The sequence below is a fragment of the Bacteroides sp. AM37-9 genome (assembly GCF_003603455.1).
GTDB classification, from domain to species: Bacteria; Bacteroidota; Bacteroidia; order Bacteroidales; family Bacteroidaceae; genus Bacteroides; species Bacteroides xylanisolvens.
On the sequence record NZ_QTNF01000019.1, the window covers coordinates 97,572 to 115,092 of the forward strand.

Sequence of the window (17,521 nt, forward strand, 5' to 3'; positions counted from 1 at the left end):
ATAGGCTCAATGTATTTTAAGGTTAATATTAGTATAATATACAGGTTCTATTTCGTCCCCTGATGTCGGAGTTTGCTTTTTCCGTTAATGGAAATATAGCACTTGTCTCCCACAATCTGATAGTCCAGATTCCCTGCTACACGAGCAACAATATCCATTATTTCTTCTATGGAAGCATTTTGCCCGAAAGTAAGATTGAAACGGTCTTCTTTCATACTACGGAAACTATAAACAAATGTGTAAGGGTATTTACGTTCAAGGCGGGTGAATATTTCCTCCAGCGTCATACTACGAAGGACAAGTTCACCATGCTGCCAAGCTGTGACATCCTGCATATCAGGACGAAGTACGTTTCCGGAGCGACTACGCTTATTGTAAGCCAACTGCTCGTTCGGCTTCAATATTTCCTGTTTTTTCTGTCCGTTATACTCTACCAGCACCTTTCCTGAAATCAATGTTGCTGTCACTTCTTCTTCATCCGGATAAGCTGTCACGTTGAACTCTGTTCCTAACGCAGTCACCTGAAAATCAGAAGATTTTACAATAAAAGGATGTTCTTCATCACGCTTCACTTTGAAAGCGGCTTCTCCCACTAAATATACGGAACGTGTATCACCCGTAAATTCTTTGGGGTAAAGTAAAGTGCTTTGAGAATTAATTAATACCTGTGTGCCGTCCGGCAAAGTAAGATTCCGCATTTCGGCAGTAGGAATATATGCTTGCAACAGATCCGGTGCCTGACGGTTCTGCAACGCCAAATAAATCGAAACAGAAGATATGGCTATCAATAAAGCTGCTGCTATCCGCCAGACTATCAAACGCGCATGTAGAAAATGAATCCGCCGTCTCACCCCGATCCCCGTAAGTTCGTGCATCCGTTCCAAAGAATCACGATAACCGGGAGTTGTAGCAGCTTCGGTTGCCTCCCAAAGTTTATTGAGTTCACAGTCTTTCTCGTCAGCACGCTCCTCACTAATCAACCATGTGCGAAAATCCTGATCGACTTCTTCCGGATAGTCATGCTTAATATAACGGTCGATTACGTCGCGAATATAATTCTTCATAAAGTGGTATTTATTATTGTATTTAGAAACACTTACATAAATATCACTATTCAGGAAAAGAAACTACGGGAAGATCCGGAAGAGAATAACAAACATTAACACTTTGCGAAGTTCGGTCAATGTTTTATAGATATGATCTTCTACCGTACGTAATGGGATTTGCAATTTATCTGCTATTTCTTTATGAGAAAGTCCTTCAAAACGGCTCATCTCAAAAACTTGTCTGCGACGATCAGGCAACTGACTGAGTGTCATTTTGATAAGCATCAATACTTCTTTATAGTATAGATTTTCTAACAGGGAGGAATCTTCGTCACAAAGTTCACCCAACAACTGGGCTTTCAAAACTTTGTCTTCATATTCCTGCTCTACCTTCTGATGCTTGAACAAGTTGAAAATTTCATTCCGGGTCACAGTATAGAGATAACCAGTCATGGTTTCCTGTTCTTGCCAAAGTTCAGGACGTGTCCATAACTTAAGAAATATATTCTGAGCAATATCTTCCGCATCTTCCTCCGATTTAGTCAACAACCTTGCAAAGTTCTTGACCCTCGGGAAGTTAGCGGCATAAAACTGCTCAAAACAGACATCTATATTGTCTCTGTTTCCATTCATTCATTAAGTCTTTTTACAATGAAAGCCGGACAAATATAGACAAAATAAAGAGAAGACAAAGAATATAAACAAAAAAACATCCCACCTTTTAAACCAAAACAAGTCTAAAAGGTGGGAATATTATAAGATTCTAAAGAATCTCAGAAGTTATTCTTCATCCATCAGAATTTCCAAAATCTGACAAGCAGCCTTCGCCACCGGAGTACCCGGACCAAAGATAGCAGCTACACCTGCCTTATACAGGAAGTCATAATCCTGTGCAGGAATAACACCACCGGCAATCACCACAATGTCTTCACGTCCCAGTTTCTTCAGTTCTTCAATAATCTGCGGAACCAATGTCTTATGACCGGCAGCCAGTGAAGAAACACCTACTACATGAACATCGTTTTCTACCGCTTCACGAGCAGCTTCTGCCGGAGTCTGGAACAACGGTCCCATATCCACGTCGAAACCACAGTCCGCATAACCCGTTGCTACTACCTTGGCACCACGGTCATGACCGTCCTGTCCCATCTTTGCAACCATGATACGAGGTTGACGTCCCTCTTTTTTCGCAAACTTCTCTGCCAGTTCACAAGCACGCTTGAAGTCGCTATCGTTTTTACTTTCTGATGAATACACGCCTGATATAGTTCTAATTATTGCTTTATAACGTCCTACAACCTGTTCGCACGCATAAGAAATTTCGCCTAAAGTAGCACGAACACGAGCTGCTTCAACTGCCAGTTCAAGCAAGTTACCCTTGCCGGTCTTCACACATTCAGTGATAGCTGCTAATGCCTTGTCCACTTCAGCCTGATTACGTCCTTCTTTCAAACGTTTCAGATTTTCAATCTGTTCAAGACGAACTGCCGTATTATCAATTTCAAGGATATCAATCGGAGCTTCTTTTTCCAAACGATACTTGTTCACACCCACAATGGTCTGCTGACCGCTGTCGATACGAGCCTGTGTACGTGCAGCCGCTTCTTCGATACGCATTTTAGGAATACCTGTTTCGATAGCTTTCGCCATACCACCCAGTTTTTCAATTTCCTGAATATGTTCCCAAGCCTTGTGTGCCAGTTCGTTCGTCAGAGATTCTACATAGTAAGAGCCGCCCCATGGGTCAACGTTCTTGCAGATGTAAGTTTCTTCCTGAATATAAATCTGTGTGTTACGTGCGATACGTGCAGAGAAATCTGTCGGAAGAGCAATAGCCTCATCCAATGCATTGGTATGCAAAGATTGGGTATGTCCCAAAGCTGCAGCCATAGCCTCAATACAGGTACGTCCTACGTTGTTGAACGGATCTTGCTCCGTCAATGACCATCCGGAAGTCTGTGAGTGAGTACGCAAGGCCAGTGATTTCGGGTTCTTCGGATTAAACTGTTTCACAATCTTCGCCCACAGCATACGTGCAGCACGCATCTTGGCAATTTCCATGAAGTGATTGGTTCCGATTGCCCAGAAGAAAGAAAGACGCGGAGCAAATGCATCGATATCGATGCCTGCCGCTGTTCCGGCACGAAGATATTCCAAACCGTCAGCCAATGTATAAGCCAGCTCGATATCTGCGGTAGCACCTGCTTCCTGCATGTGATAACCGGAGATAGAGATAGAGTTAAACTTAGGCATCTTCTGTGAAGTGTATTCAAAGATATCAGAGATAATCTTCATAGAGAATGCAGGCGGATAAATATAGGTGTTACGCACCATGAATTCTTTCAAAATATCGTTCTGGATAGTACCTGCCATTTCTTCGAGTTTAGCACCTTGTTCCAAACCGGCATTGATATAGAATGCCATAATCGGAAGTACAGCACCATTCATCGTCATGGATACAGACATCTTATTCAAAGGAATACCATCGAACAAAACCTTCATGTTTTCCAATGAACAGATAGATACACCTGCTTTACCTACGTCACCCACTACACGTTCGTGGTCGGGGTCATAACCGCGGTGAGTAGCCAAGTCAAATGCTACTGACAAACCTTTCTGACCGGAAGCCAGATTACGGCGATAGAAAGCATTGGATTCTTCGGCAGTGGAGAATCCGGCATACTGACGGATGGTCCAGGGACGAAGGGTGTACATTACTGAATACGGACCACGCAAATACGGAGGAAGTCCGGCAGCATAGCCGAGGTGTTCCATTCCTTCGAGGTCTTCTTTTGTATAAACAGGCTTCACTTCAATGTGTTCCGGTGTTTTCCAGTCGGCGGAGATACCGTTAGCCTTTTGCCATTCAGCACCATTAGCAGGCTGAAATACGGCATATATATCGATGTTTTTAAAATCTTTTCTCATCTTACTTCAATAGTTTAGCGTTAAACTCTTTCAAGGTATCCAATACGTTGACACGAACATGGATGAAGTTTTCGATACCTGCGGCTTTCAAGTCATCCATACAAGCCGGAGCACCGGCAACGATAAACATAGCGCGACCATTCAAGGCTTTGAAAGCAGGAACTGCATATTCAGCATATTCATCATCGCTGGAACAGATTACAACAATATCAGCTTTCGCAGCCATCGCTGCCTCTACTCCTGCCTCTACTGTTTCAAATCCAAGATTATCGATTACTTCATAACCGGCACAAGCCAGGAAGTTACAAGAATATTGCGCACGTGCCTGACGCATCGCCAGATTACCAATTGTCAACATGAACGCCTTCGGACGTTTGCCCGATGCTTCCGTTTCAAGACGTAACGCTTCAAACTCACTAGCTGCACGGTCGAATACCAATGTATCCACATCTTTCTCACAAGTATGAGAGTCACCTCCACAGCAGCATTTTCCTTCCACAGGTTTCTTGTCACCGGCTTTTTCGTTGAAATTCGGGAATTGGTTAGTACCCAACAGAATTTCACGACGCTGTGCCACTGCTTTATGACGAGCTTTATTGCTTTCGTTTACTGCAGCCTGAACCGTACCAGCTTTTAATGCGGCATAGAAACCACCTGCTTCTTCTGTAGCAAGGAAGATTTCCCACGCTTGTTTAGCAATGGATACAGTCAGGTTCTCAATATAATAAGAACCGGCAGCCGGATCAATTACTTTATCGAAATGAGATTCTTCTTTCAGCAATAGTTGTTGATTGCGAGCCAGACGTTCTGATAACTCATCCGGAGTCCCATAAGTCTTATCAAACGGAACGACTGTCATTGAATCTACCCCACCCAAAGCGGCACTCATTGCTTCAGTCTGTGTACGAAGCAAATTCACGTGTGCGTCAAACAAAGTAAGATTAAAAGTAGAAGTTTCGGCATGAACCGCCATTTTTGCTGCACAACGACATTCGCCATTAGCTCCCTTATTATCGCAATCACGCAGACATTCAGGTTTATAAGAAGCTACGATATTTGCCCACAATAGACGTGCGGCACGGAACTTCGCAATTTCAAGGAAGTAATTGGAGCTGATACCGAAGTTGAATTTTATCTTTTTAGCTACTACGGCAGCGGGAATGCCGGCATCAGTCAACTGATTCATGTATTCATTACCCCAAGCCAATGCATAACCCAACTCTTGAGAGATATAAGCTCCGGCATTGTTTAATGAGATTGCATTTACATTCAATACACGATAAAAAGGAAGCGGCTGGATAGCTTCGATCAACGCTTTCGCTGTCTGTACCATATCCCCTTTTTCCTTACCGCGAGTCAGCATCTTATTGAAGAAATCATAATTGATAGAGCCTTTCAGCTTCTTCACATCATAGTCTTTCTTCTGGAAATAAGCCACCAGCAAATTAGCCAACTCCACAACATGCCCCTGGCAAGTTGAGAAATTTAATTCAACGCACTCTGCCTGAATATCATTCAACAGCGTCTCGATATATTCCGCATTGAGTTCTTTTGCTTTTACATGGAAAGATAGTGAATCAACACCCTTATTTAAGATGTCCAGTGCTTTTGCATTGGCCTCTTTGGGGCATTCTACCCTGATTTCCTGGCGAACCAACCACTCATTGTTGTCTTTTTTAGTTCCTCTCAGATAAGGGAACTCTCCGGGAAGCGCATCAGTAGTTTTTAAACCCTCCAGATCTTCCATCCGGTAGAAAGGTTTCACTTTAAACCCTTCGTTTGTTTTCCAAACGAGCTTCTTCTCAAAATCAGCACCTTTCAAGTCGGCTGTAACCTTCTCCATCCATTGTTCGGTGGAGACAGGAGAAAAGTCTGAGAAGAGTTTTTCTTTTTTGTCTGCCATAGTTTATCTAAAATTAAAACAAGATTAATATTGTCTTTATTTTTATCTATTTCTTTCTAATTGTCTGTTGTTCGACTTGCAAATATAACCAATAAGTTAAAACAAAACTTCTTTTTATAGAAAATTCGCACACCTCTCACTCTCGCATAGAATCTGTATAGAAATTCTTCATTCTTTATTTTTTTAGTTCTCCATTTATTTGATTTGCTCCAATGTTATGAGTAATTTTGCACCCGTTTTTAGAAAAACATTATAAAAACTGCTATATTATGGATTGGTTACAAAGTTTATTGTGGGACCCCAGCTCCGTAGCTCACATCGTGCTTCTCTACGCATTTGTAGTGGCAGCCGGAGTGTATTTGGGCAAGATAAAGATATTCGGAGTATCTTTGGGCGTCACATTTGTTTTGTTTGCCGGCATCCTAATGGGACATTTCGGCTTCACAGCCGATACACACATCCTACATTTCATCCGTGAATTCGGATTGATCTTGTTCGTATTCTGTATCGGTCTTCAGGTGGGGCCATCTTTCTTCTCTTCTTTCAAAAAAGGAGGAATGACATTGAACCTGTTGGCTGTAGGCATCGTAGTGTTAAATATCGCTGTTGCACTGGGGCTTTACTACCTCTGGAACGGCCGGGTAGAACTGCCGATGATGGTAGGTATCCTCTATGGAGCTGTCACAAACACTCCGGGACTTGGTGCCGCCAATGAAGCATTGAACCAGCTTAATTACACTGGTCCACAAATCGCACTGGGATATGCGTGTGCTTATCCGCTGGGCGTGGTAGGTATTATCGGTTCAATCATTGCTATCCGTTACATCTTCCGTGTCAATATGGCTAAAGAGGAAGAAAGTCTGAAAATCCAAAGTGGAGATGCACATCACAAACCTCACATGATGAGTCTGGAAGTACGCAATGAATCAATCAGCGGAAAAACTTTGATTGAAATCAAGGAATTTTTAGGCCGCCAGTTCGTTTGTTCCCGTATTCGTCATGAAGGTCATGTAAGTATCCCCAACCATGAAACCATATTCAATATGGGGGATCAATTATTCATTGTCTGTTCAGAAGAAGATGCTCCTGCAATTACCGTATTTATCGGTAAAGAAGTGGAACTCGACTGGGAGAAACAAGACCTTCCCATGGTTTCCCGCCGTATTCTGGTGACTAAACCGGAAATCAACGGAAAGACTTTAGGATCTATGCATTTTCGTAGTATGTACGGAGTGAACGTTACCCGCATCAACCGTTCCGGTATGGACTTGTTTGCCGATCCAAATCTGGTACTTCAGGTAGGTGACCGTGTAATGGTGGTAGGTCAGCAAGATGCAGTTGAACGTGTGGCAGGTGTTTTGGGTAATCAGTTAAAACGTCTGGACACACCGAACATTGTGACTATTTTCGTTGGTATCTTCTTAGGAATTCTCCTGGGTAGCCTTCCTATAGCATTCCCCGGTATGCCGACTCCTCTGAAATTAGGTTTGGCAGGCGGACCGCTGGTAGTAGCTATTCTTATCGGACGTTTCGGTCATAAGCTCCATTTAGTGACTTATACAACCATGAGCGCTAACCTGATGCTTCGCGAAATCGGTATCGTGCTCTTCCTTGCTAGTGTCGGTATAGATGCCGGAGCCAACTTTGTGCAAACGGTAGTCGAAGGTGACGGATTACTATACGTAGGTTGTGGTTTCCTTATCACCGTTATCCCATTGCTTATAATCGGTGCTATCGCAAGATTATATTATAAGGTAAACTACTTTACCCTGATGGGATTGATAGCCGGTAGTAATACCGACCCGCCCGCATTGGCTTATGCCAATCAAACAACATCCGGAGATGCTCCGGCAGTAGGGTATTCTACAGTTTACCCATTATCCATGTTCCTCCGTATTCTGACGGGACAGATGATATTATTAACGATGATGTAAATCATGTTTTATTTATAAATAATAAAGCCGGTCATATCCTTCAATGGAATATACCGGCTTTATTTCTTTTTCTTATAGACTTCTTCTACGCCTATTATATAAGCTGTAGTTTCTTCACTACAAATTCTTCTATAAACCGAACTGTCTCTTCAACTCCCAAAGAAGAAGAATCGACACATAAGTGATAAGTAGCAGCTGCTCCCCACGTTTTATAACTATAATAATTATAATACTCCGAACGTCTCTTATCCGCTTTTTCTATCATTTCTTCTGCAGCTTCCGCATCAATATGATGCATGGCGCATAATCGCGCAATACGATCTTCCTTAGAGGCCGAAATAAAAACATTCGCACAACGGGGATGTTCACGCAGAATATAGTCCGCACAGCGTCCGACAAAGACACAAGATTTTTCTGCCGCCAGATGACGAATCACATCACTTTGCACTTTAAACAGGGCATCATTACTCAAACAGTTATTACATGGCATAGCTCCTTCACTGATAAAAGGAAAACGCATGCCGAACAATCCGCCAATAATACCTTGCGAAGCTTTCTCATCCGCTTTTTCAAAAAATTCTTTGCACAACCCGCTTTCTTCAGAAGCCAGATTAATCAATTCTTTATCGTAGAAGTCAATCCCCAAACGGGCTGCCAACTTCTCTCCTATTTCTTTTCCGCCGCTACCTAGTTGCCGACCGATGTTGATAACATAATTACCGCTCATAGTACATTTTGTTTTATGGTTCTGTAGCAAACATACGACTTTTTTCTAAAAATCACATCATCAAACGAAAGTTATATTTGAAAGTAACGATGAAATACCCTTTTATTTCCTGCGTACGATACTCATAAAAGCCGTCGGAAGTTGCCATACGGTTATAACTTTTCCTCTTTCCTAAAATGTCTACCCAATAAGCAGACAGTTCTGCTTCTTTCTTTTTCAAGAACCTCCAGGTAGCACTCGCATTCCATAACATCTCATCATCTTCTCCTTTACGGATATTCGTACCATTACGGAAAGTATAAGCCCCATCCGTCCGTAATTGTATGCCCAAAGGAAGATCAACATATCCTTCCAAACGGAAATTATAATAACGGGTATATGTATTGTTATCATTCACAGAGTTAAGCGAATACTGATAATTCCAGGAAGTAGAGAAGTCAAGACCTCCCCAGGCAGGCTGATAAGAAACATTCGCTTCACAATTCAAGCCGGTGTCACGCGTTGTACTTTTCACCGGCTCAAGACTTCTATCTTCATTAATCATGCTGACACTATTACTATGATTACCGTTCATATCCAACCGTAAAGAGAAATGTCCTAAACGTTTCCACCAGTTAGCACTTCCATACACATTCCAGTTACCGTTTATATTGACAGGATATGTCTCACGTCCGCCAGTCTGTGCATCATATATCATTACCTGTGTAACGCTATTCTGTTCCAACTGTCCTCCAAGATTCGCAGATATGCCTTTTTTAGAATGTTGAAAGCTTATACGCATACTATGAGCAAACATTTGCTTCAAATCCGGATTCCCTCGAGTAATATATAATGGATTGCTATTATCTGTAAGTGGCATTAAGTCCGATAAAGAAGGTTGCCGGGTTCTACCGTCATAATTAAAAGTAATTCGTGCCTCTTTCTTTTTCCAGGCCAGCCATATCATAGGCTGAAAGTCGATAGTATGCACAGTGGTATCCGCATACAATTTCCCCATTTTCCGTTCAATGGTTCGCCTTTGCGGAGTAATCCCTAATGATGCATTCACCATCCATGTATCATCAGAGTAATTGAAGCCTACATTCAGATCATGTCCATTAGTACGACTATGACTTCGATTACTCAAACTATCTACATACCCCGTTTCATAGTCAGGAGGCAACTCACCAAAAACATCCGACTTCGCCAAAGAAGACAATTCATAAGTGTCGCGGTTATCGCGTTCATAATGAGTGTTCCAGTTATACGCTGCACGAATATGCATTTTCTTACCGATAGGTTGGGTGAAGTTAATCCCTACCCGCCACGAATTATTTTTCTGGGGTGACTTCAAATACTGGTTACGATAAAGCAATGAATCGTTGCCTTGCTTATCTTTGAGACGGAAATAAGTAGTTTTTGAAAGCGAAAAACTTTCATTATCCCCCCAAGAATCCGAACTTTGAATGTTCAATCCTAAAGTTGTACCTTTTTCATTCAGCCGCCTCATAATCCCCATCATCCAATTATAACGGTTCGATTGCCCTTCCGAACGCGACCGGTTTTCACTACGATTTACTTTGATATCTTGGGAAATCGATTCAAAATCATCGAACAAGCTTTCATGATTGACGTTAGGAGGAGCGTCAAAAGAAGCATTCTGGCTATTACTTTCATTCCGGTTAGGAGAAAAGCTGAAACCACCGTTAAAATGTATGCGTGTACGTTTATCCACTTCCCAACTACCCATGATATTAGAATTGAACGACCGACTTTTAGAGTTACCCTCATTAGTGGACGCAGAATATTGGTTACCAGCAGTTAAATATTGCTCCTGATACATGGAAGAAATATTTCCATTCCGATTGAGATTATAGTTCATGCTTCCGGTCAAAGAAAACTTCTTTCCGAATTTATGAGTCATATTCATTCCCACCGAATTATTAATATTATCCTTGTAAGTGCTATTCTGATATCGGTTGGTGGAACGTCCTATGAAAGAAAGATTTTCCCCGTCTTTGCTAAAATAATTCACCTGCCCTTCTAAATCCTTCTTTTGATTGTTTCCATATCCCACAGTGGCATTCGTCAGCCAGGTTTTATTCAATTCATCCTTAGTCTGCAAGTCAAGTACATATTTCTTTTCTCCTGAACTAATTCCGGTAAATTCTTCTTCTTTTGATTTTTTATCGTACACTTTCAACTTACTAATCAAATCTGCCGGCAGATTTTCGAGTGCCGTCTTTTTATCTCCGGAGAAAAAGGATTCACCATTCACATTGATTTCACTGATAGGTTGTCCGTTATATGTCAGCGATTGATCTTTCTTATTATACACCAATCCAGGAACACGCTTCACCAAATCCTCCAAATAAGCTCCATCGGGAGTTTTATAAGCTGCAGCATTAATAACGGTAGTATCTCCTTCCATCACTACCTCTTGCAATTTCCCGGTCACTATCACTTCCCCAATCTGAATATCATCATCCTTCAATGTAAGTGTACCAACATTCACTAATGCCGAATCCCCCAATACATGATATACGGATTGCATTCCCATAAAAGAGACTTTCAACAGATACTGTTTTTTCTTCTGCGGCTGGTAACTAAGAGTAAAACGACCATTTTTATCGCTTGTTATTCCTTTTATGAAAGTAGAGTCATTCTTTTGCAAAACAACAACACTAGCCGAAGGTAAAGGTTGTCGTTTATTACTCCCAGGCTCCAACGTCTGCACTCTGCCTTTGACAGTTCTTGTTTGTTGAGCATATAATATAGTATGTATGCAAAGTAACAGCAAAAGTAGTCCACATAGTCTACAAGTTTTCATGTCAATAGCAGTATAAGTCTGTTTTTTAATTGAGTCAGAATTGTGGAGGTAAATTTAAGGAGTTTTCCTGAAAGTATATCACTTTATTCATTTTATTAAAACTTATTACATTCCAATCACACAAGGTCACAGTATAATCTAAAAAAAAGACTTTCCCATCAATCAAAAAACATACTCTTTTTAAAAGGACATTTTTTGATTGAATGAGAAAGTCCTCATCAATAAAAATGATAGATTATAGAGTTAAATCTATCACTTAAAATTCTCCGTAAAGAAAACTCCTGCCGGAAAACTATTCTTATTTTTAATGTCAGCCTGTAAAGCTGGTGTTTTAGTAAAATCAAATATGGCAATATCATTTATTTTGTACTCTGAAAATCCCTTTAAAGTCGCAAAATAAACCTCTCCACTTACCGGATCAACACCTAAGCTATTGTAATATGTTCCGGCATCTTCTACATAATCTTTGATATTAGCAACTTTTTCCGTCTTATTTTGAGAGAAAATATGTCGATACAGATTAAAGCCTGCATTACTGAAATAAACAATATCATCTTTCGCAGAAAAAGCAGGAGCAACACCCCAACCGGCGCCAATACTAACATCTAAAGCATGAGACTCAACCGTATAATCAAGAGGATTAACTTTATTAATACTTGCCGGATTTGTACATGATACCCATAAGTTTTCATCATATGCCTTCGCGATACCAGACAAGGCACTTTCAAAAGGAATAGTATGTATAACTGTTCCATTCTGAATAACAAAAAGCTTCTTACTACCCATCACAAAAACTTTTTCTCCAACCACAGCCATACGATTTTTCAAGGCTCCGCCAGTACCCTCGACAAAAGTCAAAGCATCTGTAGAAGTATTTAGCATATAGACACCTTTATTATCACGAATATAAAGAGCCTCTTTTATTACCGCTAAATTAGTAGGCCAAGACAAAGTAGCATTATCATAAATTCTTTCTTTCTCTAAATTATCCGCATTAGCAATAGTCAGTAATCCCTCGCCACCATTCTTTGCTCCATTTTGAGAAAGTACATAAATTTTACTATCACTAATGAACAAATCCTGGCAGACATTACCGAGTAAAGTTTGATTTACCCGATAGTATGCACTATCCATCGCTGTTCCTTTTGAATCCACAAAGGTCAAAGTTCCGGTTTCATTACTCATATTTCCTTCATTCAAAATAAAAGTTCCTTTTCCAAACCGACCTTCTACCTTGGCAGTTATATTCGTTTGAAGAGTTTCTCCATTGCCATCCGACACAGTCAACCCTATAACATACTCTCCAGTCTTAGGTTGTGAAAACTTATATGTTGAAGCGGTTGAGACTTCTTTCCCATCTACTGTCCATAAATACTCCATCGTTCCGGACAGATTTTCAGCCCGGGCATCCAGATACAAGGTATCTAATTGCACTATCACATTACTTCCCGACTTATTTCCGATTAATACAGACGAATTCAAATTATCTTCATCATCACACGCTGTAAAAACAAATCCCAAGGCAACAGTTGCCAATACTAAAAACTTTCTCATTCTTACTTTTATTTTCAATTATTTCTTAGCTTATTTGCGAGTATCAATATCAACTCCTAAAACATGTAAATCCTCAACCCCTGATATTTCAGTAGAACATTCACCCAGCCAACCGTTTTCCTGATTGACACCAGTATATATCTTTATGAAATCGACTCCTGGCAGGTGTACTTTTTGACCTTTCGAATTTACTGCCCAATCTATATCAATAGCAGATTCATCCTTACTATTCAATTCATTATCAGCATAACCATATCGGAATTTATACAAAACAAAATAACTTCCTTGTCCACTCTCATCAACAGCATTTTGAGGCAAACAAGTTCCCTTAAATGTTACTTTATCTTCCTTTATCCATTCCGGGTAATAGCATTGATTATGAAATGTATTCTTCACTTTATATCCAGATTTTCCCTGGTTATCTTCCCAGCGAATATACATTTCTCTTTCTTCCGCAGTTATCGGTTCTTTTTCCGGCCGATAGTAAGTAATTTCATAATTTCGATAAGTCTTCACATCATTCCCGGCAGCGACAGCCTTATCATACCATAATTCTAATGTAGCATCTTCATGAGCACTACCAGCAATTTCATACCATTCATCATCATCCGGTCTCCCATTCTGATTTTTATCATAAGCCACCATGATAACTCCCGGTTCACAACTTCCTCCTTCTGGCGCGCCAGAGTCTGGATTAGCCGCAGAATAAAAAGCATTGCCAAGTACCCGAAAATCACGTTTCCCGGTAACATTGGTTATCGTATGGTCAAAACCGACTACAACATATCCTCCGAATCCCCCTAACGAAATCATTCCTTTTTTATTATTGCCAATGGCTGCCAATACTTTTTCATTCATAGCCTCCTGTGTATCACCTTCTTTATATACCGGCAATGTATTAGTAAATTGTCCGACAGCCGGAACAAAATCAAAAACTTTAGTAACATAAGCTGTCGCTCCTTCAGGAGCTGGTTCTATGTTTTCAAAAGTTACTGTAACCGTAAAGGGATAATCAAAACGACTCTCTCCCTGTGACACACGTAATGTCAATTCGTATTCTCCCACCTCTTCAAACATATACTCCAAGCCTTTCGTCTGAGCAATTTCAGTACCATCCAACAACCACACATAAGAGATTCCTTCGTCTGATTCACTTTCAACCTGCACTTTTAGTAGTTGATCTATCACAACCGCAAAACCACCCTCCGGTTGTGATACACGAATATCCTCCTTCTTTAGTTGATAAGCCGCCGGAGTATTTTCTTCATCACTACACCCTGTAAATGCAGTTCCCCAAAATAAAGAAACTGCAACGACTAATGTTAGTCTTAAAATCTTTTTGTCCATTTTTATTAAATATCAGTTAGTTATTGAAATGTTTTCGTTGTAAAAGCAAAATGAGCCGGTATATCGCCTGCCCTGACTTTCCATCTTTTCTTTCCTTCAGGACTAAAACAATAGAGATAACCAGGCACGACATAACTTTTTGCATCTGTTACAAATATTTCTTTCGTCTCCGGGTTCACAGTCACCCCATACGGAATTGCTATTTCCGCCTCTGTTCCATCGGTTATAAAATTGCGAGAGACCATTTTATTTTGTTTCACGTCATAGAGAGCATAAGTAATTGTATTACTTTCTGTAACGTAACTCCATTCTACACTAGTCATGTAAATAGAGTCCCCACTTAAACACATTTCACTCGCGGCAATACCCAAGCTTCCTGTCACACGATCCGTTTGAGTATCTATAACAAAGACATTTGATCCGGTTCCATAATAATCCCCTCGCGAGCTAACATATATACGTCCATAACGATCCAACTTCATATGGTGAAGATTAATAGCTACATCAATTGTTTTAATAACCTGAAAAGTCTTCAAATCAATAACCGATACAGTCCGGTCATAATCAGGGAAACGATATCCGCCAGAATTGGCAACATAAAGTTTTCCATCCTTTATCACCATCTCTTCCGGTTGATAACCGACTACCACTTCACGGGTGATAGCTAAATTTGTCGTATCCACTTCAACCACTTTTCCCGGACGCGCATTGGGATCTATCCCAACAGGCCCCGCGTACGAACTGACATACGCCTTTCCATTACTAAAAGTGATATAACGGCAATTAACCACATCTATTTGCCCCAAATGTTGTGCAGTTTCCACATCCATCACCTCTATAAAATTGGAACAATTGATTACAGCATACAACTTGTCTCCATAAATCTGCAAATCATTTCCAACATCTCCCAGCTCCTTCACTACAGATGGATTCCGTTCAGCATAAATATTACGATGATACTTACCGGTAGTACTGTCATAAAAATCAAGTGTACACTTATTACTACCCATATTTCCTTCATTGAGAAGATACATTCCTTTAATATGAACACCCCCTAAAGGATCCTTACCGACTTCTATCTCATCAGACGGTAAAACCGGAAGCTCTCCCCGGCAAGCCAGCAAACAGCAACTTGCTAATATTCCAAACAAGATGCGTGAAAAAATATTATTCACAATCATATAGTTAAGTTTAAAATGAATTTAAAGTTAGTTCCTGGCATCGGATAAGCCCTCACCACTTCATATTGTTGATTTAAAATATTATTGACTTCCAAAGCCAACTTGAAATCCTTCTTTTTCCAATTGAATTTCTTTGCCAGAGACACGTCACTTGTATACCAGGGAAGATAATAATTATGCGGAGTATTGGCCGAAATACCATAGCGCTCACCTATATATATAAAACTATAGTTTAGTTCCCATGATTTATATTCAGCATTTAGTATAGCCGAGCCACTATGCCAAGGTATATACGATATTTGTCCTCCATATGTATCCTCATCCAACTTATCAGTAAAATCCTGTGCTTTCTGATAAGTATATGATAAGCGGCTGTCAAAGGTCCAATTATCACCTAATTTCCAGCCTCCTTGTAAAACAACATCCACTCCTTTTATTTCAACAAGCCCCAAATTAATCATTGTCCAACGAAAGAAATTATTGGTAGGAGTAGCTATTATTTTATTTTCCACTTCATTATAATATGCATCCAACTGAACATTCAAGGCTTGCAACCATGTTCCGGTAAATAACTTCTGATAAGTGAATCCAATATTATACTGATTTGTATATTCTGGTTTTAATTTGATATTTCCTATGAATGTATAATACAAATCATTTAAAGTCGGCATACGAAATATCCGCTTATAAAAGGCACGCAAATTAAAATCAATATTCTTGAAAGGTTTATAGGAAGCGATGGCAGTAGGAGTAAATTCCATTTTATTCCCAGCTGAAGTAGTATCCGAAGCAACGTTCTCATGCACGAAAGTTCCCAAGACACTAGCCTGAAACTTAAAACGATCAAAATGCAAAGAGGTAGCCGCTGCCACCAACGTCGTATTTCGCCGTGGATAAGGGAAATCAGTCAGATTGGCATTCAACTTATTCCACTGGTAGTCCACTGAAAGATTTATATTCCAAAAAGGAAGAACAGTGACTCTATTAGCCATTGACAAGTAAACCTCCTGTTGACGATATGTATTATTTACATACATAGTAGCCTCCTCTTTTCTGGGATCTGCCAAATAGTGTAAATAATCATATGCATATTTGGTATTCAACAACAGACTATATGCTTCACCAAAATCTTTCTTGAAAGAAGACTGAAGAAAGAAATTGGTATCCCATTGGCGATCTTCATGTGAAAAACGATTCCGCACAACAGCACCGGGATACCCACGTTCTGAATTATAAAAATAAGCTTTTGTGCGCCAGTAACCGCCTTTTATTTTACCATATAAACCACCTTCCGTGCGTAAAGCATTCACATCGCCATTACGGCGGACTGCCGTAGTATCGTATCCCCCAGCTACTGCATAAGTAAATTTATACTTTCCGGTGGTATACATATATTCAGTACTAAGTGACGCACTTACATTCTCACTTAGTTTCTGTTCCCAAAGTAGAGATGGATTGACAACGCCAAAGGAACCTGTTTTAAAAGCAGCTTTTACATGATAAGCCTTATTCGCCTGAAAAACAGGCGTTCTCGACTGAAGATAAATAGAACCGGCAGAACCGAAATCTTTCGCCGGCTGGAAAATAGCACTTTTCTGCCCATTATATAAAGTAACGGCCTCCATATTATCCAAAGAAAAGCGTCCCAAATCAATCACTCCATTCTGTGCATTCCCCAATTCAATGCCATCATAGAACACTCCGACATGATTCGTCCCCATACTTCGGATATTTACGGTCTTCAATCCTCCTATTCCACCGTAATCCTTTATTTGTACTCCCGAAAAATAGCGTATGGCATCTGCAACCGAATGTACGGCTAATTTTTCTAACTTATCACCAGATAAAGACTGCACCGGAATCACTTCCTTATTAATTTTAGCAGTAATTACTACTTCATGAAGATGGTGTAAGCTATCCAGTTTACTTTGTGCTGATAGTAATAAAAACATGCTCAAAAAGCATCCTATCCAAAATACTCTAAAATGAATCTGCCTGAACATAATCCTCCTGTTTATTAATTTAAATAATAAACTTTCAGGCTCACCCGCAATTTCTTGGGGGTAACTATTTGTAGCTTTCTTTAAAGTGA

At 40.2% G+C, this 17,521-nt stretch carries 11 protein-coding genes; 1 reads left to right on the plus strand and 10 read right to left on the minus strand.

The features are described 5' to 3' along the window. Nucleotides 1-47: 47 nt before the first annotated feature. From DW862_RS14540 to mutA, 4 genes are all read right to left on the minus strand, one after another. The gene (locus tag DW862_RS14540; RefSeq protein WP_008641120.1) at nt 48-1,064 is read right to left on the minus strand and encodes a FecR family protein; all 1,017 of its coding nucleotides are present in this window, start codon (nt 1,062-1,064) and stop codon (nt 48-50) included. A 63-nt stretch (nt 1,065-1,127) separates the two neighbouring features. Next, nucleotides 1,128-1,679 (minus strand): RNA polymerase sigma-70 factor, encoded by a 552-nt coding sequence (locus DW862_RS14545; RefSeq protein ID WP_008641117.1) that lies wholly within the window; start codon nt 1,677-1,679, stop codon nt 1,128-1,130. Between the two features lie 147 nt (nt 1,680-1,826). Continuing rightward, nucleotides 1,827-3,974 (minus strand): methylmalonyl-CoA mutase, encoded by a 2,148-nt coding sequence (scpA, locus tag DW862_RS14550; protein ID WP_087318868.1) that lies wholly within the window; start codon nt 3,972-3,974, stop codon nt 1,827-1,829. Between the two features lies 1 nt (nt 3,975). After that, nucleotides 3,976-5,877, minus strand: a complete 1,902-nt coding sequence (gene mutA, locus DW862_RS14555; protein WP_008641109.1) for a methylmalonyl-CoA mutase small subunit — start codon at nt 5,875-5,877, stop codon at nt 3,976-3,978. A gap of 269 nt (nt 5,878-6,146) precedes the next feature. Between mutA and DW862_RS14560 the strand changes: the two genes are divergently transcribed. Further along, nucleotides 6,147-7,811, plus strand: a complete 1,665-nt coding sequence (locus DW862_RS14560; RefSeq protein WP_008641106.1) for a putative transporter — start codon at nt 6,147-6,149, stop codon at nt 7,809-7,811. A 94-nt stretch (nt 7,812-7,905) separates the two neighbouring features. On the opposite strand, the gene DW862_RS14565 is transcribed toward DW862_RS14560, so the two are convergent. The 6 genes from DW862_RS14565 to DW862_RS14590 form a co-directional block, all read right to left on the minus strand. Then, nucleotides 7,906-8,538, minus strand: a complete 633-nt coding sequence (locus DW862_RS14565) for an AAA family ATPase (protein ID WP_004313556.1) — start codon at nt 8,536-8,538, stop codon at nt 7,906-7,908. A 52-nt stretch (nt 8,539-8,590) separates the two neighbouring features. Then, the gene (locus DW862_RS14570; protein WP_120068976.1) at nt 8,591-11,347 is read right to left on the minus strand and encodes an outer membrane beta-barrel protein; all 2,757 of its coding nucleotides are present in this window, start codon (nt 11,345-11,347) and stop codon (nt 8,591-8,593) included. 252 nt (nt 11,348-11,599) lie between these two features. Beyond that, nucleotides 11,600-12,901: a DUF5074 domain-containing protein gene (locus DW862_RS14575; protein WP_004313554.1), complete on the minus strand. Its 1,302-nt coding sequence runs from the start codon at nt 12,899-12,901 to the stop codon at nt 11,600-11,602. Between the two features lie 30 nt (nt 12,902-12,931). Next, nucleotides 12,932-14,248 carry a PKD-like domain-containing protein gene (locus tag DW862_RS14580; RefSeq protein ID WP_120068980.1) on the minus strand — a complete coding sequence of 439 codons (1,317 nt, stop codon included), beginning with the start codon at nt 14,246-14,248 and terminating at the stop codon, nt 12,932-12,934. A 20-nt stretch (nt 14,249-14,268) separates the two neighbouring features. Then, nucleotides 14,269-15,429 carry a DUF5074 domain-containing protein gene (locus DW862_RS14585; protein ID WP_120068983.1) on the minus strand — a complete coding sequence of 387 codons (1,161 nt, stop codon included), beginning with the start codon at nt 15,427-15,429 and terminating at the stop codon, nt 14,269-14,271. Continuing rightward, the gene (locus DW862_RS14590) at nt 15,426-17,432 is read right to left on the minus strand and encodes a TonB-dependent receptor (RefSeq protein ID WP_120068987.1); all 2,007 of its coding nucleotides are present in this window, start codon (nt 17,430-17,432) and stop codon (nt 15,426-15,428) included. Before DW862_RS14590 ends, DW862_RS14585 begins: the two co-directional genes overlap by 4 nt. Nucleotides 17,433-17,521 lie beyond the last annotated feature (89 nt).